Source organism: Streptomyces sp. NBC_00090, assembly GCF_045160815.1.
In the GTDB taxonomy this organism is placed as follows: Bacteria; Actinomycetota; Actinomycetes; order Streptomycetales; family Streptomycetaceae; genus Streptomyces.
Map to the genome: position 1 here is coordinate 1,736,666 of NZ_CP108224.1, position 18,796 is coordinate 1,755,461.

At 71.3% G+C, this 18,796-nt stretch carries 18 protein-coding genes; 2 read left to right on the forward strand and 16 right to left on the reverse strand.

Going from position 1 to position 18,796, the window contains the following annotated elements; translation table 11 throughout:
- Positions 1 to 90: 90 nt before the first annotated feature.
- From aroQ to OG361_RS07570, 11 genes are all read right to left on the reverse strand, one after another.
- Complete coding sequence (gene aroQ, locus OG361_RS07520; protein ID WP_405852565.1) at positions 91 to 537, reverse strand: type II 3-dehydroquinate dehydratase; 447 nt, start codon at positions 535 to 537, stop codon at positions 91 to 93.
- Positions 534 to 1,631, reverse strand: a complete 1,098-nt coding sequence (gene aroB / locus OG361_RS07525) for a 3-dehydroquinate synthase (RefSeq protein WP_384566303.1) — start codon at positions 1,629 to 1,631, stop codon at positions 534 to 536. The genes aroQ and aroB overlap by 4 nt, the downstream gene beginning before the upstream one ends.
- A complete protein-coding gene (locus tag OG361_RS07530) occupies positions 1,628 to 2,149 on the reverse strand; it encodes a shikimate kinase (RefSeq protein ID WP_405852566.1) in 522 nt (173 codons plus the stop codon). The genes aroB and OG361_RS07530 overlap by 4 nt, the downstream gene beginning before the upstream one ends.
- Complete coding sequence (gene aroC, locus OG361_RS07535; protein ID WP_405852567.1) at positions 2,146 to 3,330, reverse strand: chorismate synthase; 1,185 nt, start codon at positions 3,328 to 3,330, stop codon at positions 2,146 to 2,148. Before aroC ends, OG361_RS07530 begins: the two co-directional genes overlap by 4 nt.
- Positions 3,331 to 3,444: 114 nt before the next feature.
- Positions 3,445 to 3,693, reverse strand: coding sequence for a hypothetical protein (locus OG361_RS07540; protein ID WP_405852568.1), 249 nt, complete (start codon positions 3,691 to 3,693; stop codon positions 3,445 to 3,447).
- 59 nt (positions 3,694 to 3,752) lie between these two features.
- Positions 3,753 to 4,580, reverse strand: coding sequence for a shikimate dehydrogenase (locus tag OG361_RS07545; RefSeq protein WP_405852569.1), 828 nt, complete (start codon positions 4,578 to 4,580; stop codon positions 3,753 to 3,755).
- Positions 4,577 to 6,373 (reverse strand): endolytic transglycosylase MltG, encoded by a 1,797-nt coding sequence (gene mltG, locus OG361_RS07550; protein WP_405852571.1) that lies wholly within the window; start codon positions 6,371 to 6,373, stop codon positions 4,577 to 4,579. The genes OG361_RS07545 and mltG overlap by 4 nt, the downstream gene beginning before the upstream one ends.
- A gap of 101 nt (positions 6,374 to 6,474) precedes the next feature.
- Positions 6,475 to 6,939, reverse strand: a complete 465-nt coding sequence (gene ruvX, locus OG361_RS07555) for a Holliday junction resolvase RuvX (protein ID WP_351971678.1) — start codon at positions 6,937 to 6,939, stop codon at positions 6,475 to 6,477.
- A gap of 2 nt (positions 6,940 to 6,941) precedes the next feature.
- Positions 6,942 to 9,611, reverse strand: a complete 2,670-nt coding sequence (alaS, locus tag OG361_RS07560) for an alanine--tRNA ligase (protein WP_405852573.1) — start codon at positions 9,609 to 9,611, stop codon at positions 6,942 to 6,944.
- On the reverse strand, positions 9,611 to 9,967 hold the full coding sequence (locus tag OG361_RS07565; protein WP_405852574.1) for a DUF6167 family protein: 357 nt from the start codon (positions 9,965 to 9,967) through the stop codon (positions 9,611 to 9,613). Before OG361_RS07565 ends, alaS begins: the two co-directional genes overlap by 1 nt.
- 6 nt (positions 9,968 to 9,973) lie before the next feature.
- A complete protein-coding gene (locus OG361_RS07570; RefSeq protein ID WP_384566324.1) occupies positions 9,974 to 10,411 on the reverse strand; it encodes a DUF948 domain-containing protein in 438 nt (145 codons plus the stop codon).
- A 185-nt stretch (positions 10,412 to 10,596) separates the two neighbouring features.
- Between OG361_RS07570 and OG361_RS07575 the strand changes: the two genes are divergently transcribed.
- Positions 10,597 to 12,933 carry an ATP-binding protein gene (locus OG361_RS07575; RefSeq protein WP_405852575.1) on the forward strand — a complete coding sequence of 779 codons (2,337 nt, stop codon included), beginning with the start codon at positions 10,597 to 10,599 and terminating at the stop codon, positions 12,931 to 12,933.
- A gap of 14 nt (positions 12,934 to 12,947) precedes the next feature.
- Here OG361_RS07575 and rpsD read toward each other — a convergent pair whose 3' ends face one another.
- Positions 12,948 to 13,562 (reverse strand): 30S ribosomal protein S4, encoded by a 615-nt coding sequence (gene rpsD, locus OG361_RS07580; protein WP_024758279.1) that lies wholly within the window; start codon positions 13,560 to 13,562, stop codon positions 12,948 to 12,950.
- 206 nt (positions 13,563 to 13,768) lie between these two features.
- Between rpsD and OG361_RS07585 the strand changes: the two genes are divergently transcribed.
- Positions 13,769 to 14,464 (forward strand): DUF2470 domain-containing protein, encoded by a 696-nt coding sequence (locus tag OG361_RS07585; RefSeq protein WP_405862134.1) that lies wholly within the window; start codon positions 13,769 to 13,771, stop codon positions 14,462 to 14,464.
- Positions 14,465 to 14,511: 47 nt separating this feature from the next.
- Here the strand turns inward: OG361_RS07585 and OG361_RS07590 are convergent, their stop codons facing one another.
- The 4 genes from OG361_RS07590 to OG361_RS07605 form a co-directional block, all read right to left on the reverse strand.
- Complete coding sequence (locus OG361_RS07590; RefSeq protein ID WP_405852576.1) at positions 14,512 to 15,864, reverse strand: replication-associated recombination protein A; 1,353 nt, start codon at positions 15,862 to 15,864, stop codon at positions 14,512 to 14,514.
- A 42-nt stretch (positions 15,865 to 15,906) separates the two neighbouring features.
- The gene (locus OG361_RS07595; protein WP_405852577.1) at positions 15,907 to 16,533 is read right to left on the reverse strand and encodes a vitamin K epoxide reductase family protein; all 627 of its coding nucleotides are present in this window, start codon (positions 16,531 to 16,533) and stop codon (positions 15,907 to 15,909) included.
- 167 nt (positions 16,534 to 16,700) lie between these two features.
- On the reverse strand, positions 16,701 to 17,963 hold the full coding sequence (gene hisS / locus OG361_RS07600) for a histidine--tRNA ligase (RefSeq protein ID WP_405852579.1): 1,263 nt from the start codon (positions 17,961 to 17,963) through the stop codon (positions 16,701 to 16,703).
- 8 nt (positions 17,964 to 17,971) lie between these two features.
- Complete coding sequence (locus tag OG361_RS07605; protein ID WP_405852580.1) at positions 17,972 to 18,679, reverse strand: MBL fold metallo-hydrolase; 708 nt, start codon at positions 18,677 to 18,679, stop codon at positions 17,972 to 17,974.
- Between the last annotated feature and the right edge of the window lie 117 nt (positions 18,680 to 18,796).

An 18,796-nucleotide genomic window follows, 5' to 3' on the forward strand; every position in this document is an offset into this window, starting at 1 on the left:
ACCCGAAGTGCCCTGCCCGCCCCCGCCGTGCTCACGCCCCCGTCAGCCGGCCCCTGCTTCAGCCGGCCACTGCTTCAGGCAGTCCCTGCTTCAGCCGGCCAGTTCCTCGGCCAGCGCCCGCAGGGCCAGCCGGTAGGAGCCGATCCCGAACCCGGCGACCGTCCCGGTCGCCACGGCCGCGACGACCGAGGTGTGCCGGAACTCCTCCCGGGCGTACGGGTTCGAGATGTGCACCTCGATCAGCGGGGCGGTGCGCTGCGCGGCCGCGTCCCGCATCCCGTACGAGTAGTGCGTGAACGCCCCGGGGTTGATCACCACCGGGACCGAGCCGTCCGCCGCCTCGTGGAGCCAGCGGATCATCTCGCCCTCGTCGTTGGTCTCCCGGACCTCGACGTCGAAGCCGAGCTCCGCGCCGAGGGTCCGGCAGGACTCGACGAGCCCCTTGTAGGAGGTGGCGCCGTAGATGTCGGGCTCGCGGGAGCCGAGCCGGCCGAGGTTCGGACCGTTCAGCACCAGGACCGGTCGGGGGTCGGTCACACCGCCACCTCGCCGTACGCCGCGAACAGCACGGCCGGGTCGGGCCCTTCCAGGACGGCCGGCTTGCCGAGCCCGTCGAGGACGATGAAGCGCAGCAGGTCGCCGCGGGACTTCTTGTCCACCTTCATCGTCTCCAGGAGCTTGGGCCACTGGTCGCCGCGGTACGTGAGCGGCAGGCCGACGGACTCCAGGACCGCGCGGTGCCGGTCGGCGGTGGCGTCGTCGAGCCGGCCGGCGAGTCGGCCGAGCTCGGCGGCGAAGACCATGCCGACGGAGACGGCGGCGCCGTGCCGCCACTTGTACCGCTCGTTCTTCTCGATGGCGTGGGCGAGCGTGTGGCCGTAGTTGAGGATCTCGCGGCGGCCGGACTCCTTGAGGTCGCCGGAGACGACCTCGGCCTTGACCCGGATCGACCGCACGATCAGCTCGGCGGTGTGCGGACCGGCGGGCGTACGGGCGGCCTCCGGGTCCTCCTCGACGAGGTCGAGGATCACCGGGTCGGCGATGAAGCCGGCCTTGATGATCTCGGCGAGCCCGCTCACGTAGTCGTTCACCGGCAGCGAGTCGAGTGCGGCGAGGTCGCAGATGACCCCGGCCGGCGGGTGGAAGGCGCCGACGAGGTTCTTGCCCTCGGCGGTGTTGATGCCCGTCTTGCCGCCGACGGCCGCGTCGACCATGGCCAGGACCGTGGTCGGTACGGCGATCCAGCGCACACCCCGCAGCCAGGTCGCGGCCACGAAGCCCGCCAGGTCGGTGGTCGCGCCGCCGCCGACGCCGACGATGACGTCGGTCCGGGTGAAGCCGGTCTGGCCCAGCGCCTTCCAGCAGTAGGCGGCGACCTCGGCGGTCTTCGCCTCCTCCGCGTTCGGCACCTGGATGGCGACAGCCTCGAAGCCCTGGTCGGCGAGGTCCGCGCGGAGCGCCTCGCCGGTGCCGGCGAGCGCCTCCGGGTGGATCACGGCGACGCGCTTGGCCCGGGTGCCGATCAGGGCGGGGAGCTCGCCGAGCAGCTGCCGGCCGACCAGCACCTCGTACGGCTCCGTGCCCGCGCTGCCCGCGACCTGGATACGGGTCACTTCCTGGTCCGTCGTCATGCGTCCTTCTTCAGATCCAGTGCCGAGAGGACCGCGTCCGCGACCTCTTCGGGGGTGCGGTCGTCGGTGGTGACGACCACCCGTGCGACTTCGGTGTAGAGATGGCGGCGCGCCTCCATCAGCTCGCGCCACTGGCGGCGCGGGTTGACGGCGAGCAGCGGCCGCGCGGTGTTGAGGCCGACGCGGCGGACCGCCTCCTCGACGTCCATCGAGAGGTACACGACGGGCAGTCCGGCGAGCAGGGCGCGGGTGTCGGCGTCGAGGATCGCGCCGCCGCCCAGGGCGAGGACGCCCTCGTGCCCGGCGACGGCCGCGTGGACGGCGGCCCGCTCCAGGGCGCGGAAGTGCTCCTCGCCGTCCTCGATGAAGATGTCGGAGATCTCCCGGCCCTCGGCGGCGACGATGTCGGCGTCGGTGTCCCGGTAGGGCGCGCCGAGCCGTTCGGCCAGGAGCGCGCCCACCGTGGACTTGCCGGAGCCCATGGGTCCGACGAGGACGACCAGCGGTCCGGCGGTCACCGGATGTGCAGGTTGTCGAGGTACGACCGCACGTTGCGGCGGGTCTCCGGGACGCTGTCGCCGCCGAACTTCTCGACGACGGCGTCCGCGAGGACGAGCGCGACCATGGCCTCGGCGACGATGCCGGCGGCGGGGACGGCGCACACGTCGGAGCGCTGGTGGTGGGCCGCCGTGGCCTCACCGGTGACGACGTCGATCGTGGCGAGGGCGCGCGGGACGGTCGCGATCGGCTTCATCGCGGCGCGGACGCGGAGCAGCTCGCCCGTGGTCAGGCCGCCCTCGGTGCCGCCGGCACGGCCGGAGGTGCGCTTGATGCCTTCCTCGGTGCGGACGATCTCGTCGTGGGCCTGCGAGCCGGGGACGCGGGCGAGGTCGAAGCCGTCGCCGACCTCGACGCCCTTGATGGCCTGGATGCCCATGAGCGCGGCGGCGAGCCGGGCGTCGAGGCGCCGGTCCCAGTGGACGTGCGAGCCGAGGCCGACGGGCACGCCGTAGGCGAGGACCTCCACCACTCCGCCGAGGGTGTCGCCGTCCTTGTGGGCCTGGTCGATCTCGGCGACCATCGCCTTCGACGCGTCGGCGTCGAGGCAGCGCACCGGGTCGGCGTCGAGCCGCTCGACGTCGGCGGGGGTCGGGTAGACGCCGTACGGGGCCTTGGCGGCCGCCAGTTCGACGACGTGCGAGACGATCTCGATGCCCGCGGCCTCCTTGATGAAGGAGCGGGCGACGGCGCCGAGGGCGACCCGGGCCGCGGTCTCCCGGGCGCTGGCGCGCTCCAGGATCGGGCGGGCCTCGTCGAAGCCGTACTTCTGCATGCCGGCGAGGTCGGCGTGGCCGGGCCGGGGGCGGGTCAGGGGCGCGTTGCGACCCGTCTCCTTGAGCTCGGACGGGTCGACCGGGTCGGCCGACATGACCTTCTCCCACTTGGGCCACTCGGTGTTGCCGACCATGACGGCGATCGGGGAGCCGAGGGAGAGCCCGTGGCGGACACCGCCGAGGAAGGTGATCTCGTCCTGCTCGAACTTCATCCGGGCGCCGCGCCCATAGCCGAGGCGACGCCGCGCGAGGTGGTCCGCCACCAGCTCGGTGGTGACGGGGACGCCGGCGGGAAGACCCTCCAGCGTCGCGACCAGCGCGGGTCCGTGGGATTCCCCAGCGGTCAGCCAACGCAACCTGCTCAACGATGCTCCTCATGCTCGCGCCTGGGCACTGCGACGGCGTGGCCGGGTGCGCGGCCCTGGCCCGCCACCACCGATCCTCCCACGTCCGGGTCGGTCGCTTGGTCTCCGGTCCAGCTATCGGACGCGGGTCTCGTCCTCCTGGACGGCCTCCTCGGCCTCCGGGGCGGTCTCCCCGGCCTCCGTGGCGGAGGAGGAGCGGTTCCGCAGCCAGGAGAGGAAGCCGTACGCCAAGGTCGCGCCGAACAGGGCGAGCACGGTGTACCGCGCCCAGGCGGGCAGGTCGCTGAAGAACCCCACCCAGAGAAAACGCACCACGTCGAAGCCCACGTCCCACTTGGACGCCAGCACCAGTTCCTCGCCCATACCCCCCGTACTCCCCCCGCTTCCCGTACTGCCCCGACTTCCCCGACTTCCCGAGCGGCCTACCGAGCGGCCAGCGCCCGCTCCCCCGCGGCGCGCATCGCCGCGAGCGGTGCGGGTGCGCGGCCCGTCATCTGTTCGACCTGGAGGACGGCCTGGTGGACGAGGAGGTCGAGGCCGCCGACCACCTTGCCGCCGCGGTCGGACCAGGCCGCGGCGAGCGCGGTCGGCCAGGGGTCGTACAGCACGTCGAAGAGCGTGCCGACCGCGTCCGGGACGGCGGCCGCCAGGGCGTCCGTGGTGCCGGCGGGGGTGGTCGCGACGACCAGCGGCGCGGCGAAGGCCTCGGCCGCACGCTCCCAGTCGGCGGTACGGACGTCCACGCCGAGCCGCTCGCCCCAGCCGCGCATCTCCTCCGCACGGGCCTCGCTGCGGACGTACGCGGTGACGGGCCCCGGGCAGATCCGGGCGAGCGCGGCGAGCGCGGAGGAGGCGGTGGCGCCCGCGCCGAGGATCGCCGCGGACTCCACCTTCTCGACGCCCTGCTCACCCAGGGCTGCGATCATGCCGGGGATGTCGGTGTTGTCGCCGACCCGCCGCCCGTCCTCACGGAGGACGACGGTGTTGACGGCCTCCACGGAGGCGGCCGTGTCGCTGATCTCGTCGAGCAGCGGGATGATCGCCCGCTTGAGCGGCATGGTCAGCGAGAGACCCGCCCAGCTGCCGTCCAGCTCGCCGACGAAGCCGGGCAGTCCGGCCTCGTCGACCTCGAAGCGGTCGTACGACCAGTCGCCGAGGCCCAGCTCCGCGTACGCGGCCCGGTGCAGGACCGGGGAGAGGGAGTGGGCGATCGGCGAGCCGAGGACGGCGGCGCGGTGCTGCTTGCTCACTGACCCTGCTTCCGTTCCTTCTCGTACTCCGCGACGTTCCGGTTGTGCTCCTTGAGAGTCACGGAGAAGACGGTCTTGTTCTCGTTGATCGACACGAAGTAGTACCACGGGCCGTCGGCCGGGCTCATCGCCGAGTTCAGCGCCTCGATGCCGGGGTTGCTGATGGGACCGGGGATGAGGCCCTTCACGTCGTACGCGTACGTGTTGTACGGGTCCTTGATCTTGCGCATCTCCTCGACCGTGCCGACGTCAAGGGTGCTCGTGCCCCTGAAGTAGTTCACCGTCGAGTCGAACTCCAGGCGACCCACGGTCTCCACGTTGTTCGGCTTGAGCCGGTTGTAGACGACCCGCGCGACCTTGTCGAAGTCGTGCTTGTACTTGCCTTCGACCTGCACGAGGCTCGCGACCGTCAGCAGCTCCCAGGGCCCCTCGAGGCCGACCGCCTGCGCCTTGGCCTCCATGTCGAGCTTCATGTACTCCTGGTTCGCGCGGGACACCATCTTGCGGAGGACGTCCTCGGGCTTCGCACCCTTCGCGACCGGGTAGCTCGCCGGGAAAAGGAAACCTTCCAGCGGGTCCTTGATGTCGGCGTGGTTCTTGGCCCAGTCGGGCAGGCCCAGGGTGCCCGCCTTCGCGAACGCGATCTTCTTGGTGGTGCCGGCATCGAGGTCGAGACGCTTGTCGAGCTGGTCGTACACCCAGGCGTTTCGCTTGCCCTCGGGGATGACGAAGTTGGCCTGGCTGGCCGGGTTGAGCATCAGCGCGACCGCGCTCTCCGCCGACATCTCCTTCTTCAGCGTGTAGACGCCCGCCTGGATCGAGAGGCCCTTCGGGTTCCGTCCCTGCGCCGACACGAAGGCGTCGACGCTCTTGACGACGCCCGCCTTCTTGAGGATGTTGCCGATCTCGTAGCCGCCGGCGGACTTCGGGATCTCGACCTGGACGTCTCCGCTGCCGCTGCCCGCGTAGTCGGGTGCCGCGCCGAACTCGCCCTGCCAGAACTGGTAGCCGAAGTAGCCGATGCCGCCGACGCCGCCGACCAGGACGAGGGCGACGACGAGGCAGGCCACGCCGTTCTTGCCCTTGCGTTTCTTCGCCTTGCTCCGGCGTTCGCGGTCGCCGCCGCGGGAGCCACGTCCTCGCGCGGGCTCGTCCTCGTACTCGTCGTCGGGGTCGGAGTCGTCGGCACCCGTGAAGAAGGGGTGCTGCTCCTCTTCCGGCTCCGGGTTCGTCTCCTCCTCCGGTGCCCAGTCGATCACCGGCTCCGGCGGGTTCTGCCGGCGGCCGGGAGGCTGGGGCGGCGGGTACGCCTCGGGGGTGCCGTAGAGGTCGGGGTTCTGGCCGCCGTACGGATCGGCCGGGGGCGCGCCGTACGCCATCGCCGCCTGGCCCGACTCCCAGCTGCCGTCGTACTGCTGTCCGGGGTTCCCGGGCGTGTCGTAACCGCCCGGGTACCCCGTCCCGTACTGCTGCTGGTGCTGGTGTGGCTGCTGCTGCTGGTACTGCTGCGGCTGCTGGTACTGCGGATCCACATACCCCTGGGGCTGCTGCGGCTCCTGGTACTGCTGCCCTTGGTACTGCTGCTCCTGGTACTGCGGCTGCTGGTACTGCTGCTGCGGCTGCTGCTGCTGCTGGTACGGGTCACCCTCGTACCCCTGGCCGCCACCCTGGCCGTACTGGCTCGCCTGCTGCGGGTGCTGGTACTGCTGCTGACCTTCCCACCCCTGGTCCCCGTACAACGGGTCCGTGGGGTGCCACGGTTCGGAGCCGGGGCTCCGGCCATACTCAGTCATCGATCCCCAAACAGCCGCGAGGCTTCCGGACGATCCGCCTCTACGTAGTGCGGCAGTTGTTCGAACACCGCCGCATCGCGCGGAACGTTACCGTATCGCGATCAGATGACCACTTCGACGCCCTCGCCGGGCGGATTACCTGATACCCGTTCAGACTCAAGAGCGTTCTGCAGGATGATCACAGCGGCGGCCTGGTCGATGACGGACCGGCCCTTCTTCGCCTTCACGCCGGAGGCGCGCAGCCCCTGGGTCGCGGTGACGGTCGTCATCCGCTCGTCGACCAGCCGGACCGGCACCGGAGCGATGCCCTTGGCCATCTCGCGGGCAAAGGCACGGACCTTGGTCGCGGCCGGGCCCTCCCGCCCGCTGAGCGAGCGGGGCAGACCCACGACGACCTCGATGGGCTCGTACTCCTCGACGATCTGGCGGAGCCGCCGGTGGGCGGCCGGGACGTCACGTCCCGGCACGGTCTCCACCGGCGTGGCGAGGACCCCGTCGGGGTCGCACGAGGCGACCCCGATCCGGGCGTCCCCGACATCGACCGCGATACGGCGGCCGCGACGCATCGTCACGCCGTCTCCACCACGAGACGCTCGACGGCGGCGATGGCCTCGCCGACGGCCTCCGGGTTCGTACCGCCGCCCTGGGCGACGTCCGGCTTGCCGCCGCCACCACCACCGAGGGTCTTGGCGGCCGTGCGGACCAGCTCGCCGGCCTTGAGGCCGCGCTCGCGGGCCGCCTCGTTGGTGGCGATGACCGTGAGCGGCTTGCCGTTGGCCGTGGTGAACAGGGCGACGACGGCCGGACGGCCGCCGGAGATGCGGCCACGGACGTCGAGGACCAGCTTGCGCAGGTCGTCGGCGGTGGTGCCGTCCGGGACCTGACCGGTCACGAGGGCGACGCCGCGGACGTCCTTGGCGGAGTCGACGAGACCGGCGGCGGCCTGGAGGACCTTCTCCGCGCGGAACTTCTCGATCTCCTTCTCGGCGTCCTTCAGCTTGCCGAGCATGGCGGAGATCTTCTCCGGCAGCTCCTCCGGGCGACCCTTCACCAGCTCCTGGAGCTGGGCGACGACCGTGTGCTCCTTGGCCAGGAAGTTGTACGCGTCGACGCCGACGAGGGCCTCGATACGGCGCACGCCGGAGCCGATCGACGACTCGCCGAGGAGCTTCACCAGACCCAGCTGGGCGGTGTTGCGGACGTGCGTACCGCCGCACAGCTCCTTGGAGAAGTCGCCGATGGTGACGACGCGGACCTGCTCGCCGTACTTCTCGCCGAACTCGGCGATGGCGCCCTGGCGCTTGGCCTCGTCGATCGCCATGACCTCGGCGTGGACCTCCAGCTCGCGCGAGAGGATCTCGTTGATCTTCTGCTCGACATCGGTGAGGACCGTGCCGGGGACGGCGTTCGGCGAACCGAAGTCGAAACGGAAACGGCCGGGCTGGTTCTCGGAACCGGCCTGGGCGGCCGTCGGGCCGAGGGCGTCGCGCAGCGCCTGGTGGGTGAGGTGGGTGGCCGAGTGGGCGCGGGCGATGGCCGTCCGGCGCCGGACGTCGATGGTGGCGTAGGCGGTGGAGCCGACGGTCACCTCGCCGACCTGGACGGAGCCCTTGTGGACGGAGACGCCCGGGACCGGCTGCTGTACGTCGCGGACCTCGATCACGGCGCCGCTGTGCAGCTTGATGCGGCCCTGGTCGGCGATCTGGCCGCCGCCCTCGGCGTAGAACGGGGTGCGGTCGAGGACGACCTCGACCTCGTCGCCCTCGGAGGCGGCCGGCGACGGGACGCCGTTGACGAGGAGGCCGACGACCGTGGACTCGCCCTCGGTGTTGGTGTAGCCGGTGAACTGGGTGGCGCCGCTGCCGTCGGCGATCTCCCGGTACGCGGTCATGTCGGCGTGACCGGTCTTCTTGGCCTTGGCGTCGGCCTTGGCGCGCTCCCGCTGCTCCTTCATCAGGCGGCGGAAGCCGTCCTCGTCCACGGAGAGGCCCTGCTCGGAGGCCATCTCCAGGGTGAGGTCGATCGGGAAGCCCCAGGTGTCGTGGAGCAGGAACGCCTTGTCGCCGGAGAGGATCGTGCCGCCGGCGGCCTTGGTCTCGGTGACGGCGGTGTCGAGGATGTTGGTGCCGCCCTTGAGGGCCTTGAGGAAGGCGGCCTCTTCGGCGAGGGCGACGGTCTCGATGCGCTTGCGGTCGGTGACCAGCTCCGGGTACTGCTCGCCCATCGTGTTGATCACGGTGTCCACGAGCTCCTGGACGACCGGACCGGTGGCGCCGAGCAGGCGCATGTTGCGGACGGCGCGGCGCATGATGCGGCGCAGCACGTAGCCGCGGCCCTCGTTGCCGGGGGTGACGCCGTCGCCGATGAGCATGACGGACGTGCGCATGTGGTCGGCGACCACGCGGAGCGAGACGTCGCTCTCGTGGGCCTTGCCGTAGGCGACGCCGGTGAGCTCGGTGGCCTTGTCGATGACGACCTGGAGGGTGTCCGTCTCGTACATGTTCTGGACGCCCTGGAGGATCATCGCCAGGCGCTCCAGGCCGAGGCCCGTGTCGATGTTCTTCGACGGCAGCTCGCCGAGGATCGGGAAGTCGTCCTTGCCGGAGCCCTCACCGCGCTCGTACTGCATGAAGACCAGGTTCCAGATCTCCACGTACCGCTCGTCGTTGACGGCCGGGCCGCCCTCGACGCCGAACTCGGGGCCCCGGTCGTAGTTGATCTCGGAGCACGGGCCACAGGGTCCGGGGACGCCCATCGACCAGTAGTTGTCCTTCTTGCCGAGGCGCTGGATGCGCTCGGCGGGGACGCCGACGACGTCGCGCCAGATCTGCTCGGCCTCGTCGTCCTCCTGGTAGACGGTGATCCAGAGCTTCTCCGGGTCCAGCCCGTAGCCGCCGTGCTCCACCCCGGTGGTGAGCAGCTCCCAGGCGAGCTTGATGGCGCCTTCCTTGAAGTAGTCGCCGAAGGAGAAGTTGCCGCACATCTGGAAGAACGTGCCGTGGCGGGTGGTCTTGCCGACTTCCTCGATGTCGGGCGTCCGCACGCACTTCTGCACGCTGGAGGCGCGCGTGAAGGGCGGCTTGACCTCACCCAGGAAGTAGGGCTTGAAGGGCACCATGCCGGCGGGGACGAGCAGCAGAGTCGGGTCGTCCGCGATGAGCGACGCCGAAGGGACGACGGTGTGCCCGCGCTCCTCGAAGAAGCTCAGCCAGCGGCGGCGGATTTCAGCCGACTCCATCAGTGGTCCTCATTCCGGTTGTACGAGATCGTGGGGATTGAATACGTGGTGGTCGGGCGCGCCGTGGGATCGAGCGCTGCCCTGCGGCGCGGTGACGGAAGCTCGTGGTCCCGGTCGTTGTCGACCGGGGGGACGTCGAGACCGAGCGCCTCGCCCAGTTCGGCCTCCCGCTGGACCATGCCGGCCCGTACGTCGAGGGCGAAGTCCTTGAGTCGGTGGCCGGTCTCGACCGCCTTGTTCGCCGCCTGGGCGGCGAGGCTCTCAGGGGTCAGCTGCTTCAGCTTCCGGTTGACCTTGGTGGTGGCCCACACGCCGGCGGCTGCGCCGGCCGTGAACCAGAACGTGCGGCGGAACATGACGGCTCAGCCCTTCTGCTTCCGGCGCCGCGCGGACGGCACCGTACGACCGACGATCACAGTACGTCGCGCGGTGGCCCGCGGCGCGTCCTCCCCGTCCCGGCCGCGGCCGAGCGCCTTGCGCACGCCGTAGCCGAACGCGGCCACCTTGACGAGCGGGCCGCCGAAGGTGGAGGCGACGGTGGAGGAGAGCGCGGAGGCGTTGGAGGTGACTTCCTGGACGTCCGAGGCGATGGCGTCGACCCGGTCGAGCTGGGTCTGCGCGGAGCGCACGGTCGCGGAGGCGTCGGCGAGCAGGGGAACGGCCTGCTCGGTCACGTCCGCCACCAGCTTGGTGGTCGCCCTGAGCGTCTGCGCCAGCCTCACCAGCACCACGGCGAGGAAGGAGACCAGGATCGCCCAGAAGACGGCCACCAGGATCCCGGCAACCTCTCCACCGGTCACTCTGCACCGCTCTCTGCTGTCGTCGGGCCCCGGGGCCTGTCACCCGGGTCGCACGCCCTGTCAAAAGTAGTCACCCGACCCTATCGCGCCCGGACTGTCCCGCCGTACCGCATTACCGCCCGTGGGACGGGAGTTGCGAGAACCGATTGTACGGAGAGCGTGCGGATGAGTACGCTCCGTGTCCCATGCGACGGAGCAATCTCCCGGCGGAGCTGAACCGGTTCGTCGGACGGGCCACCGAGCAGGCCGAACTGGCACGACTCCTCGAAGAGTCGCGCCTGGTCACGGTGGTCGGGGTGGGTGGGGTCGGCAAGACGAGACTCGCACTGCGGGCTGCCGCGGCGGCGAAGAAACGCTACGGCGACGAGGTGCGGATCGCCGAGCTCGCGCCGCTGCGCGACCCCGAGCTGGTGGCACACGCCCTGGTCGAGGCGCTCGGGCTGACCGACCACACGTTGAGGGCCCCGCGCGAGGTACTGGTCGAGCATCTCGCCGAGCGACGGCTCCTGCTGGTGCTCGACGGGTTCGAGCACCTGGTGGAGAGCTGCGCGCCCCTGGTGCGGGAGCTGCTCGCGCACGCCCCCGGGCTCACCGTGCTCGCGGCCGGCCGCCGCCCGCTGCGGGTGGCGGGCGAGGCCGTGTTCACGCTGGCGCCGATGTGCGAGGCGGACGCGGTGGCGCTGCTCGCCGAGCGGGCGGCTGAGGCGGGCGCGCCGGTTCTGCCGTCGGGCGCGCCGACGGCGGCACCGCGCACGGCGGACGCCCCGGCTCACGGGCGCGTACGGATGTCCGCGCGTGCCTCCGCGCCCGACGCCCGCGATTCTGTCCGCGATGCCGCGCGCGGCTCGACGCACGGCTCCCCCGGCTCCGCGCGTGACTCCGCGTACGACTCGGTACGCGAGCTCTGCCGTCGGCTCGACGGCATCCCACTCGCTCTCGAACTGGCGGCCGGGCGGCTGCCGCTGCTCTCCGTCGAGCAGATGCTGACCCGTCTCGGCGACCGCTTCCGGCTGCTCACGCTCGGTTCGCGCGGGGCGCTCCCCCGCCATCAGACCCTGCGCACGGCGATCGGCTGGAGCCACGAGCTGTGCACCCCGGAGGAGCGGCTGCTGTGGGCACGGCTCTCCGTCTTCGCCGGCCCCTTCGACCTGGAGGCGGTGGAGTACGTGTGCGGCGGCCCCGAGCTGCCGACGGACCGGATCCTGGATCTGCTCGGGGGGCTGCTCGCGCAGTCGCTCGTGGCCCGCGAGGACACACCGGCCGGTCCCGGCTACCGGATCCTGGACACGGTCGCGGCGTACGGGGCGGAGTGGCTGGCCGCGCTCGGCGACACCGAGCGGCTGCGCCGGAGGCACCGCGACTGGTACATGGGGCTCGCGACCTGGTGCGAGCTGGAGTGGTTCAGTCCGCGGCAGGCGGAGGTGGCGGCCCGCACGGACGCGGCGCTGCCGAATCTTCGGGCGGCCCTCGACCTCTGCCTCGAACTCCCGGAGGACGCGCATCTCGCGCAGCACCTGGCGGGCACGCTCTGGTTCGCCTGGGTGGGCTGCGGGCGGCTCTCGGAGGGGCGGCACTGGCTGGAGCGGGCGCTCGCGCTGGAGTCCGGGCACGAGGAGGCGCGGCTGAAGGCGCTGTGGGTGCTCGGTTACGTGACGGTCCTGCAGGGCGACGGCACGGCGGCGGTGGCGGCGCTCCACGAGTGCGGCGAGCGGGCCCGGGCCTCGCGGAACGCGCTGGCGGAGGCGTACGCGACGCACCGCATGGGCTGTCTGGCGCTGCTCTCGGACGAGATGCCGCGGGCGGAGGAGCTGATCGGGCGGGCCCTTGAGGCGTACCGGGAGCTCGGCGAGCTGAACAGCAACGTGCTGATGGGGCAGGTCGAGCTGGCGATGGCGCGGGCCTTCCTGGGCGACCTGGAGGGGGCCGTCGCGATCTGCCGCGAGGTGCGGGAGATCTGCGAGGAGCGCGGGGAGCGGTGGACCCGGGCGTACGCCCTCTACGTCCTGGCCTTCTCGGCCTGGACCCGGGGCGCGTACGAGGAGGCGCGGGAGCTGCTCGCCGAGTGCGTCACGATCAACCACGCCTTCCACGACCTGGTCGGGCTCGTCCTCGCGATCGAGCTGCTCGCGCTGGTGACGGTGAGCGAGGGCGACCCGCTGGAGGCGGCGGTGCTGCAGGGCGCGGCGGTGCCGGTCTGGGACACGGTGGGGATCCAGCTCTTCGGATCGGGTTCCTTCGACGGGCCGAGGACACTGTGCGAGCAGCGGGCGGGCGAGGCGCTGGGGGCGGAGGCGTACGCCGCGGCGTTCCGTGCGGGGCTGGGGCTCTCACTGGACGCGACGGTGGAGCGGGCGCTCGTGAACCGTCGGGATCCGGCCATCGACGGCGGTGCGGCACCGGCCGGGCAGGCGGCCCCACGTCCCTTCCGTACGGCCCGGTCGGCGGCGGTCCCGGGAACGCGGAAGCCCGCCGGCTCCCCCACTCGAAGCGGTGGGGAAGCGGCGGGCCGGGAACCGCGGTAGTACGTGCGCCTGGATCAGCGGGCGTAGTACTCGACGACCAGCTGCTCGTCGCAGATGACCGGGATTTCCTTGCGGTTCGGGTCGCGGTCGAGGCGGAAGGCCAGGGCCTTCAGGTTGACCTGCAGGTAGCGCGGGGTCTCACCGTCGGCGGCGAAGCCACCCTCACGGGCGACCTCGAACAGCGGCTTGGTGCGGCTGCGCTCGCGGACCATCACGACGTCGTCGGGACGGACACGGAACGACGGCTTGTCGACCTTGCCACCGTTGACCTGGATGTGACCGTGCACGACCATCTGGCGGGCCTGGTAGATGGTGCGGGCGATGCCCGAACGCAGGACCAGGGCGTCGAGGCGACGCTCGAGCTCGACGACCAGCGCCTCGCCCGTCTTGCCTTCGGCCTTCTTGGCGCGGTCGTAGGCGCGCGCCATCTGGCGCTCGCTGATGTCGTACTGGGCGCGCAGGCGCTGCTTCTCGAGCAGACGGACCTTGTAGTCCGAGTTCTGCTTGCGACCACGGCCGTGCTCGCCCGGCGGGTACGGGCGGGCCTCGAAGTACTTGACAGCCTTCGGCGTCAGCGCAATACCGAGCGCACGCGACTTCTTGACCTTGGGACGCGACTGGTTAGGCACGTTCTCCAGACCTCCGTTGTAGGTTAGGTTAGGCTCACCTTACTCAAGGAGATCGCATGTCTCGCCCGGGGAACACCACGCGCATCACGGACGGCAACACAAAGAACGATGCCCCATCCATGGATGAAGCCCTGGATGGCATCGCTACGACGGAGGTCCGATCAGCTCATGGTCAGCCGCGTCCCAGCGGGCTTGAAATCGCTCGCCTGCCGTCAGCAGCCGAGCGCACACGAACTCTCGTACAGACTACATGCTCCGCGGTGCTGCTGATTCCGGGGGCCGAGGGATACCGGCCCGAGCAGCTCGCGCCGGAGGCGCGGGCGGTCGGACCCGACGGCGAGATCTTCCTGCTGTACGCGGCCGACGCCCCGCCCGTTCGGGCCGCGACCCACGCCCAGGCCGACGAGCTGCCCGTGGTGCTCGAACTCACCGACGTCGCTCCGGTCTCCGTCCCCCACCGCATCCGCGGCCGGGCCTGGGTCTCCGGCCGGCTCACCTGCCTGCCGGGCGTCGCCGAGCGGGGTCGCACGATGCTGCGCCTGGAGGTCGGCGAGGCCCGCGTGGACGACCTGTGGGGCACGGGTGAGATCGACGCCGAGGAGTTCTCCGCCGCCGCCCCCGACCCCCTGCACGCGTACGAGACCGAGCTCCTCCAGCATCTGCACGCCGCCCACGGGGACCGGCTGCGCGAGCTGACCGGACTCCTCGGCGACCACGCGACCGCCCTCGCGCCCACGCGCGACGTGGCGCCGCTCGCCCTCGACCGCTTCGGTCTGCGGGTCCGCTTCAGCGCGGGCCCGGAGCGCTGCTTCGACGCGCGCTTCGACTTCCCCGAGCCGGTACGGGACGTCAGCGGGCTCCGCCGCGAGATGCACCGGCTCTTCGAGGCCGCCCGCGGCTGAGGGCCGCCCGTACGGGGGCCAGCCGTAGGCACGGGGAACTGCGGGTGCTACTCGTCGCCCCTCAGGCGGGTCCTCACCCGCTCCACCACGTCCGCGTAGCGTGCCTCCGCGCCGTAGCGAGTGGGCTCGTAGTACTGGCGGCCCCGGATCTCGTCCGGTGCGTACTGCTGGGCCGCGATGCCGCCCGGTACGTCGTGCGGGTACACGTACCCCTGGGCGTGGCCCAGCTTGGCCGCGCCCTTGTAGTGGCCGTCACGCAGATGCGCCGGGACCGAGCCCGCGAGGCCGTTCCGCACGTCCGCCAGGGCGGCGGAGATCGCGGTCGTCGCCGCGTTCGACTTCGGGGCGAGGGCCAGGGCGATCGTCGCGTGGCTCAGGGTGAGCGCCGCCTCCGGGAAACCGATCATGGCGACGGCCTGCGCCGCGGCCACCGCGATCGGCAGGGCGTTCGGGTCGGCAAGGCCGATGTCCTCGCTCGCGGAGATCATCAGCCGCCGGGCGATGAAGCGCGGGTCCTCCCCCGCCTCGATCATCCGCGCCAGGTAGTGCAGGGCCGCGTCCACGTCCGAGCCGCGGATCGACTTGATGAGCGCGCTCGCCACGTCGTAGTGCTGGTCGCCGTCCCGGTCGTACTTCACCGCCGCGCGGTCGACGGTCTCCTCGACCGTCTGGAGCGTGATGTCCGGCTCGCCCTTGGCGATGGCGGCGCCCGCCGCCGCCTCCAGGGCGGTCAGGGCGCGCCGGGCGTCGCCGCCGGCGACCCGGAGGAGGTGGCCCTCGGCGTCCTCCGGCAGGGTCACGGCCCCGCCGAGCCCCCGCTCGTCGGTGAGCGCGCGGGCGAGGAGGCCGCGCAGGTCGTCGTCGGTGAGCGGCTCCAGGGTGAGGAGCAGCGAGCGGGAGAGGAGCGGGGATATCACCGAGAAGTAGGGGTTCTCGGTGGTGGCGGCGATCAGGGTCACCCAGCGGTTCTCCACGGCGGGCAGGAGCGAGTCCTGCTGGGCCTTGGAGAAGCGGTGGATCTCGTCGAGGAAGAGGACGGTCTCCTTGCCGTAGCCGCCGACCGCGCGCCGGGCTCCTTCGATGACGGCCCGGACCTCCTTGACCCCCGCCGTGATCGCGGACAGCTCCACGAACCGCTTGTTGGTCGCCTTCGACACGACGTACGCGAGGGTGGTCTTCCCGATGCCGGGCGGTCCCCAGAGGATCACCGAGGAGGCACCGGCCGGGCCGCCGTCGCCGTCTCCCACGAGGCGGCGCAGCGGTGAGCCGGGCTTGAGCAGGTGCTGCTGGCCCACCACCTCGTCGAGGACGCGGGGGCGCATCCGGACGGCCAGCGGGCTGCTGGACGGGTCCTTCTCCTGGCGGTCTTCGGCGGCTGCGGTAAAGAGGTCGGGCTCCACAGTGATGAAGCCTAGGTCACGCCACTGACAGCGCGGTCGCCGTCAGCTGGTCCAGAAGTCCCACCAGCGCGTCAGGATCAGCATCCCGATGATGCCGACGTGCAGGACGGGCAGGAGCCAGGTGAACTCGTCGAAGAAGGTCTTCAGGCCGGCGGGGGCGGGGATGACACCGCGCCGGACGTTGTGCGAGGTCACGTACCAGAACATGACGATGGTGGCGACCCAGGCGAGGCAGCACCACAGGCAGAGCGAGTTGATCTCGTACAGCGACTGGTACATGAGCCAGGTGCAGAAGCCGACGCCGAACAGCGTGCCGGCGTTGAGGCCGAGCCAGTACCAGCGGCGGTAGCGGGCGCCCGCGAGCAGGCCGACGCCGATCGCGATCACCATGGCGTAGGTGACGAGCCCGAGCATCGGGTTCGGGAAGCCGAAGACCGCCGCCTGCTCGCTCTTCATGATGTTGCCGCAGGAGACGATCGGGTTGAGGCTGCAGCCCGGCGTGAAGTTCGGGTCCTCCAGGAGCTTGAACTTGTCGATCGTGATGATCCAGGAGGCGAGCAGTCCGGCCGCTCCGGTGATCACGAGGAGCCAGGAGAAGGCCCGGCCCGCCCCGATCGTGCCGCCGCCGTCCCGGTCGGACGCTGCCTCGTCCACCGCTGCCTTCGCCATGTCACCTGTTCCCTCGCTCGCGGGCCTTGTGGGCACGGTCATTCTGCCGCACCGGGCCCCATGTCCACCGTTCGGTGGACATAAGGACGAGGAGGCTCGGCCGCCGGACCCACGCGGAGGGGCCCGGACCGCGTGACGCGGTCCGGGCCCCTCCTCCGTACGGTCCGTCAGGCCAGCTTGGCCCGCACCGCGTCCAGCAGGGCGTCCAGGGCGACGGCCTCCTGCTCGCCGGACTCCATCTCCTTGAGCTGGACGACGCCCTCGGCGAGGTCGCGCTCGCCGGCGACGACCGCGAGGCGCGCGCCGGAACGGTTGGCGTCCTTCATGGCGCCCTTGAGGCCCTTGCCGCCGAAGGAGAGGTCCGCGGCGATGCCCTCCCTGCGGAGCTCGGTGACCTTGCCGAAGAGGACGCGCCGCGCCTCGTCGCCGATGGCCACCGCGAAGACGCTGGTGGCGGCGGGGATCTCGAGCTCGACGCCCTCCGCCTCCAGGGCGAGGACCGTACGGTCGACGCCGAGCGCCCAGCCCACGGACGGCAGCGCGGGGCCACCGATCATCTCGGAGAGGCCGTCGTAGCGGCCGCCGCCGCCGACCGCCGACTGCGAGCCGAGACCGTCGTGGACGAACTCGAAGGTGGTGCGGGTGTAGTAGTCGAGGCCGCGCACCAGCTTGGCGTCGTCCTCGAAGACCACGCCCGCCGCGCCGACGAGGCCGCGCACCTCCTCGTGGTACGCCTTGCACGCGTCGCACAGGTAGTCACGCAGCAGCGGCGCGCCGACCAGCTGCTTCTGCACGGCCTCGCGCTTGTCGTCGAGGACGCGGAGCGGGTTGATCTCGGCGCGGCGCAGGGTCTCCTCGTCGAGGTCGAGTCCGCGGAGGAAGGTCTGGAGGGCCTCCCGGTAGACGGGACGGCACTCCTTGTCGCCGAGCGAGTTCAGCAGGATGCGGAAGTTCCGCAGGCCGAGCGAGCGGTACGCCTGGTCGGCGAGGATGATCAGCTCGGCGTCGAGCACCGGGTCCTCGGCACCGATCGCCTCGGCGCCGACCTGCGAGAAGTGGCGGTACCGGCCCTTCTGCGGGCGCTCGTAGCGGTAGTACGAGCCGGAGTACCAGAGCTTGACCGGGAGGTTGCCCTGCTTGTGCAGGCTGGCCTCCAGGGCCGCGCGCAGCACGGAGGCGGTGCCTTCGGGGCGGAGGGCGAGCCTGTCGCCGCCCTTGGTCTCGAAGGCGTACATCTCCTTGGTCACGATGTCGGTGGACTCGCCGACGCCGCGGGCGAAGAGGTTCACGTCCTCGAAGCCGGGGGTCTCGACGTAGCCGTAGCCGGCCGTCCGCAGGGGCGCGGAGATCGCCTCACGCACCGCCAGGTACTTCGCGGAGTAGGGCGGAATCAGGTCGTACGTGCCCTTGGGGGCCTTGAAGGTGCTCACGTGGATCGTCACATTCCTCGTCGGGGAGCCTTCGTGCTCCCGAGGCCGGCGGCCACGTCCCGCAGATACGGGTTCGTGGCGCGCTCCTGGCCGATGGTCGTCTGGGGACCGTGTCCCGAAAGCACCACGGTCGAGTTGTCGAGGGGCAGGCACACGCGGGCCAGCGATTCGAGCATCTCGTCCATGTCACCGCCGGGCAGGTCGGTGCGTCCGATGGAGCCGGCGAAGAGCAGATCCCCCGAGAAGAACACGGACGGGACGTCCGAGCTCTGGGGCATCCGGAAGGTCACCGACCCCTTGGTATGACCGGGCGCGTGGGCGACGGAGAAGTCCAGACCGGCGAGCTTCAGCTCGGCGCCGTCGGTGAGCTCGCGCACGTCGTCGGGCTCTCCCACGGTCAGCTCGCCCATGAGGGGCATCCCGATGGAGCGGCCGAGGGCCTTCTCCGGGTCGCTCATCATGTAGCGGTCGGACGGGTGGATCCACGCGGGGACGTCATGGGCGCCGCACACCGGGACGACGGAGGCGACGTGGTCGATGTGTCCATGGGTGAGGACGACGGCGACGGGCTTGAGCCGATGCTTCTTGAGCGTCTCCTCGACTCCCTGGGCGGCCTGGTGGCCCGGGTCGATGATCACGCACTCCTCGCCTGCGGCGGGGGCGACCAGATAGCAATTGGTCCCCCAGGCCCCGGCGGGGAACCCGGCAATCAGCACGTTCGTCCTTAGTTGTCGTCCGGCACAGGGCGCGGAAATCACGGGAATGACGAGATTCAGCAGATCAGAGCCTACCGGCGGTGCCGCTTCCACAGCCAACCCGTATACGGTACGGGC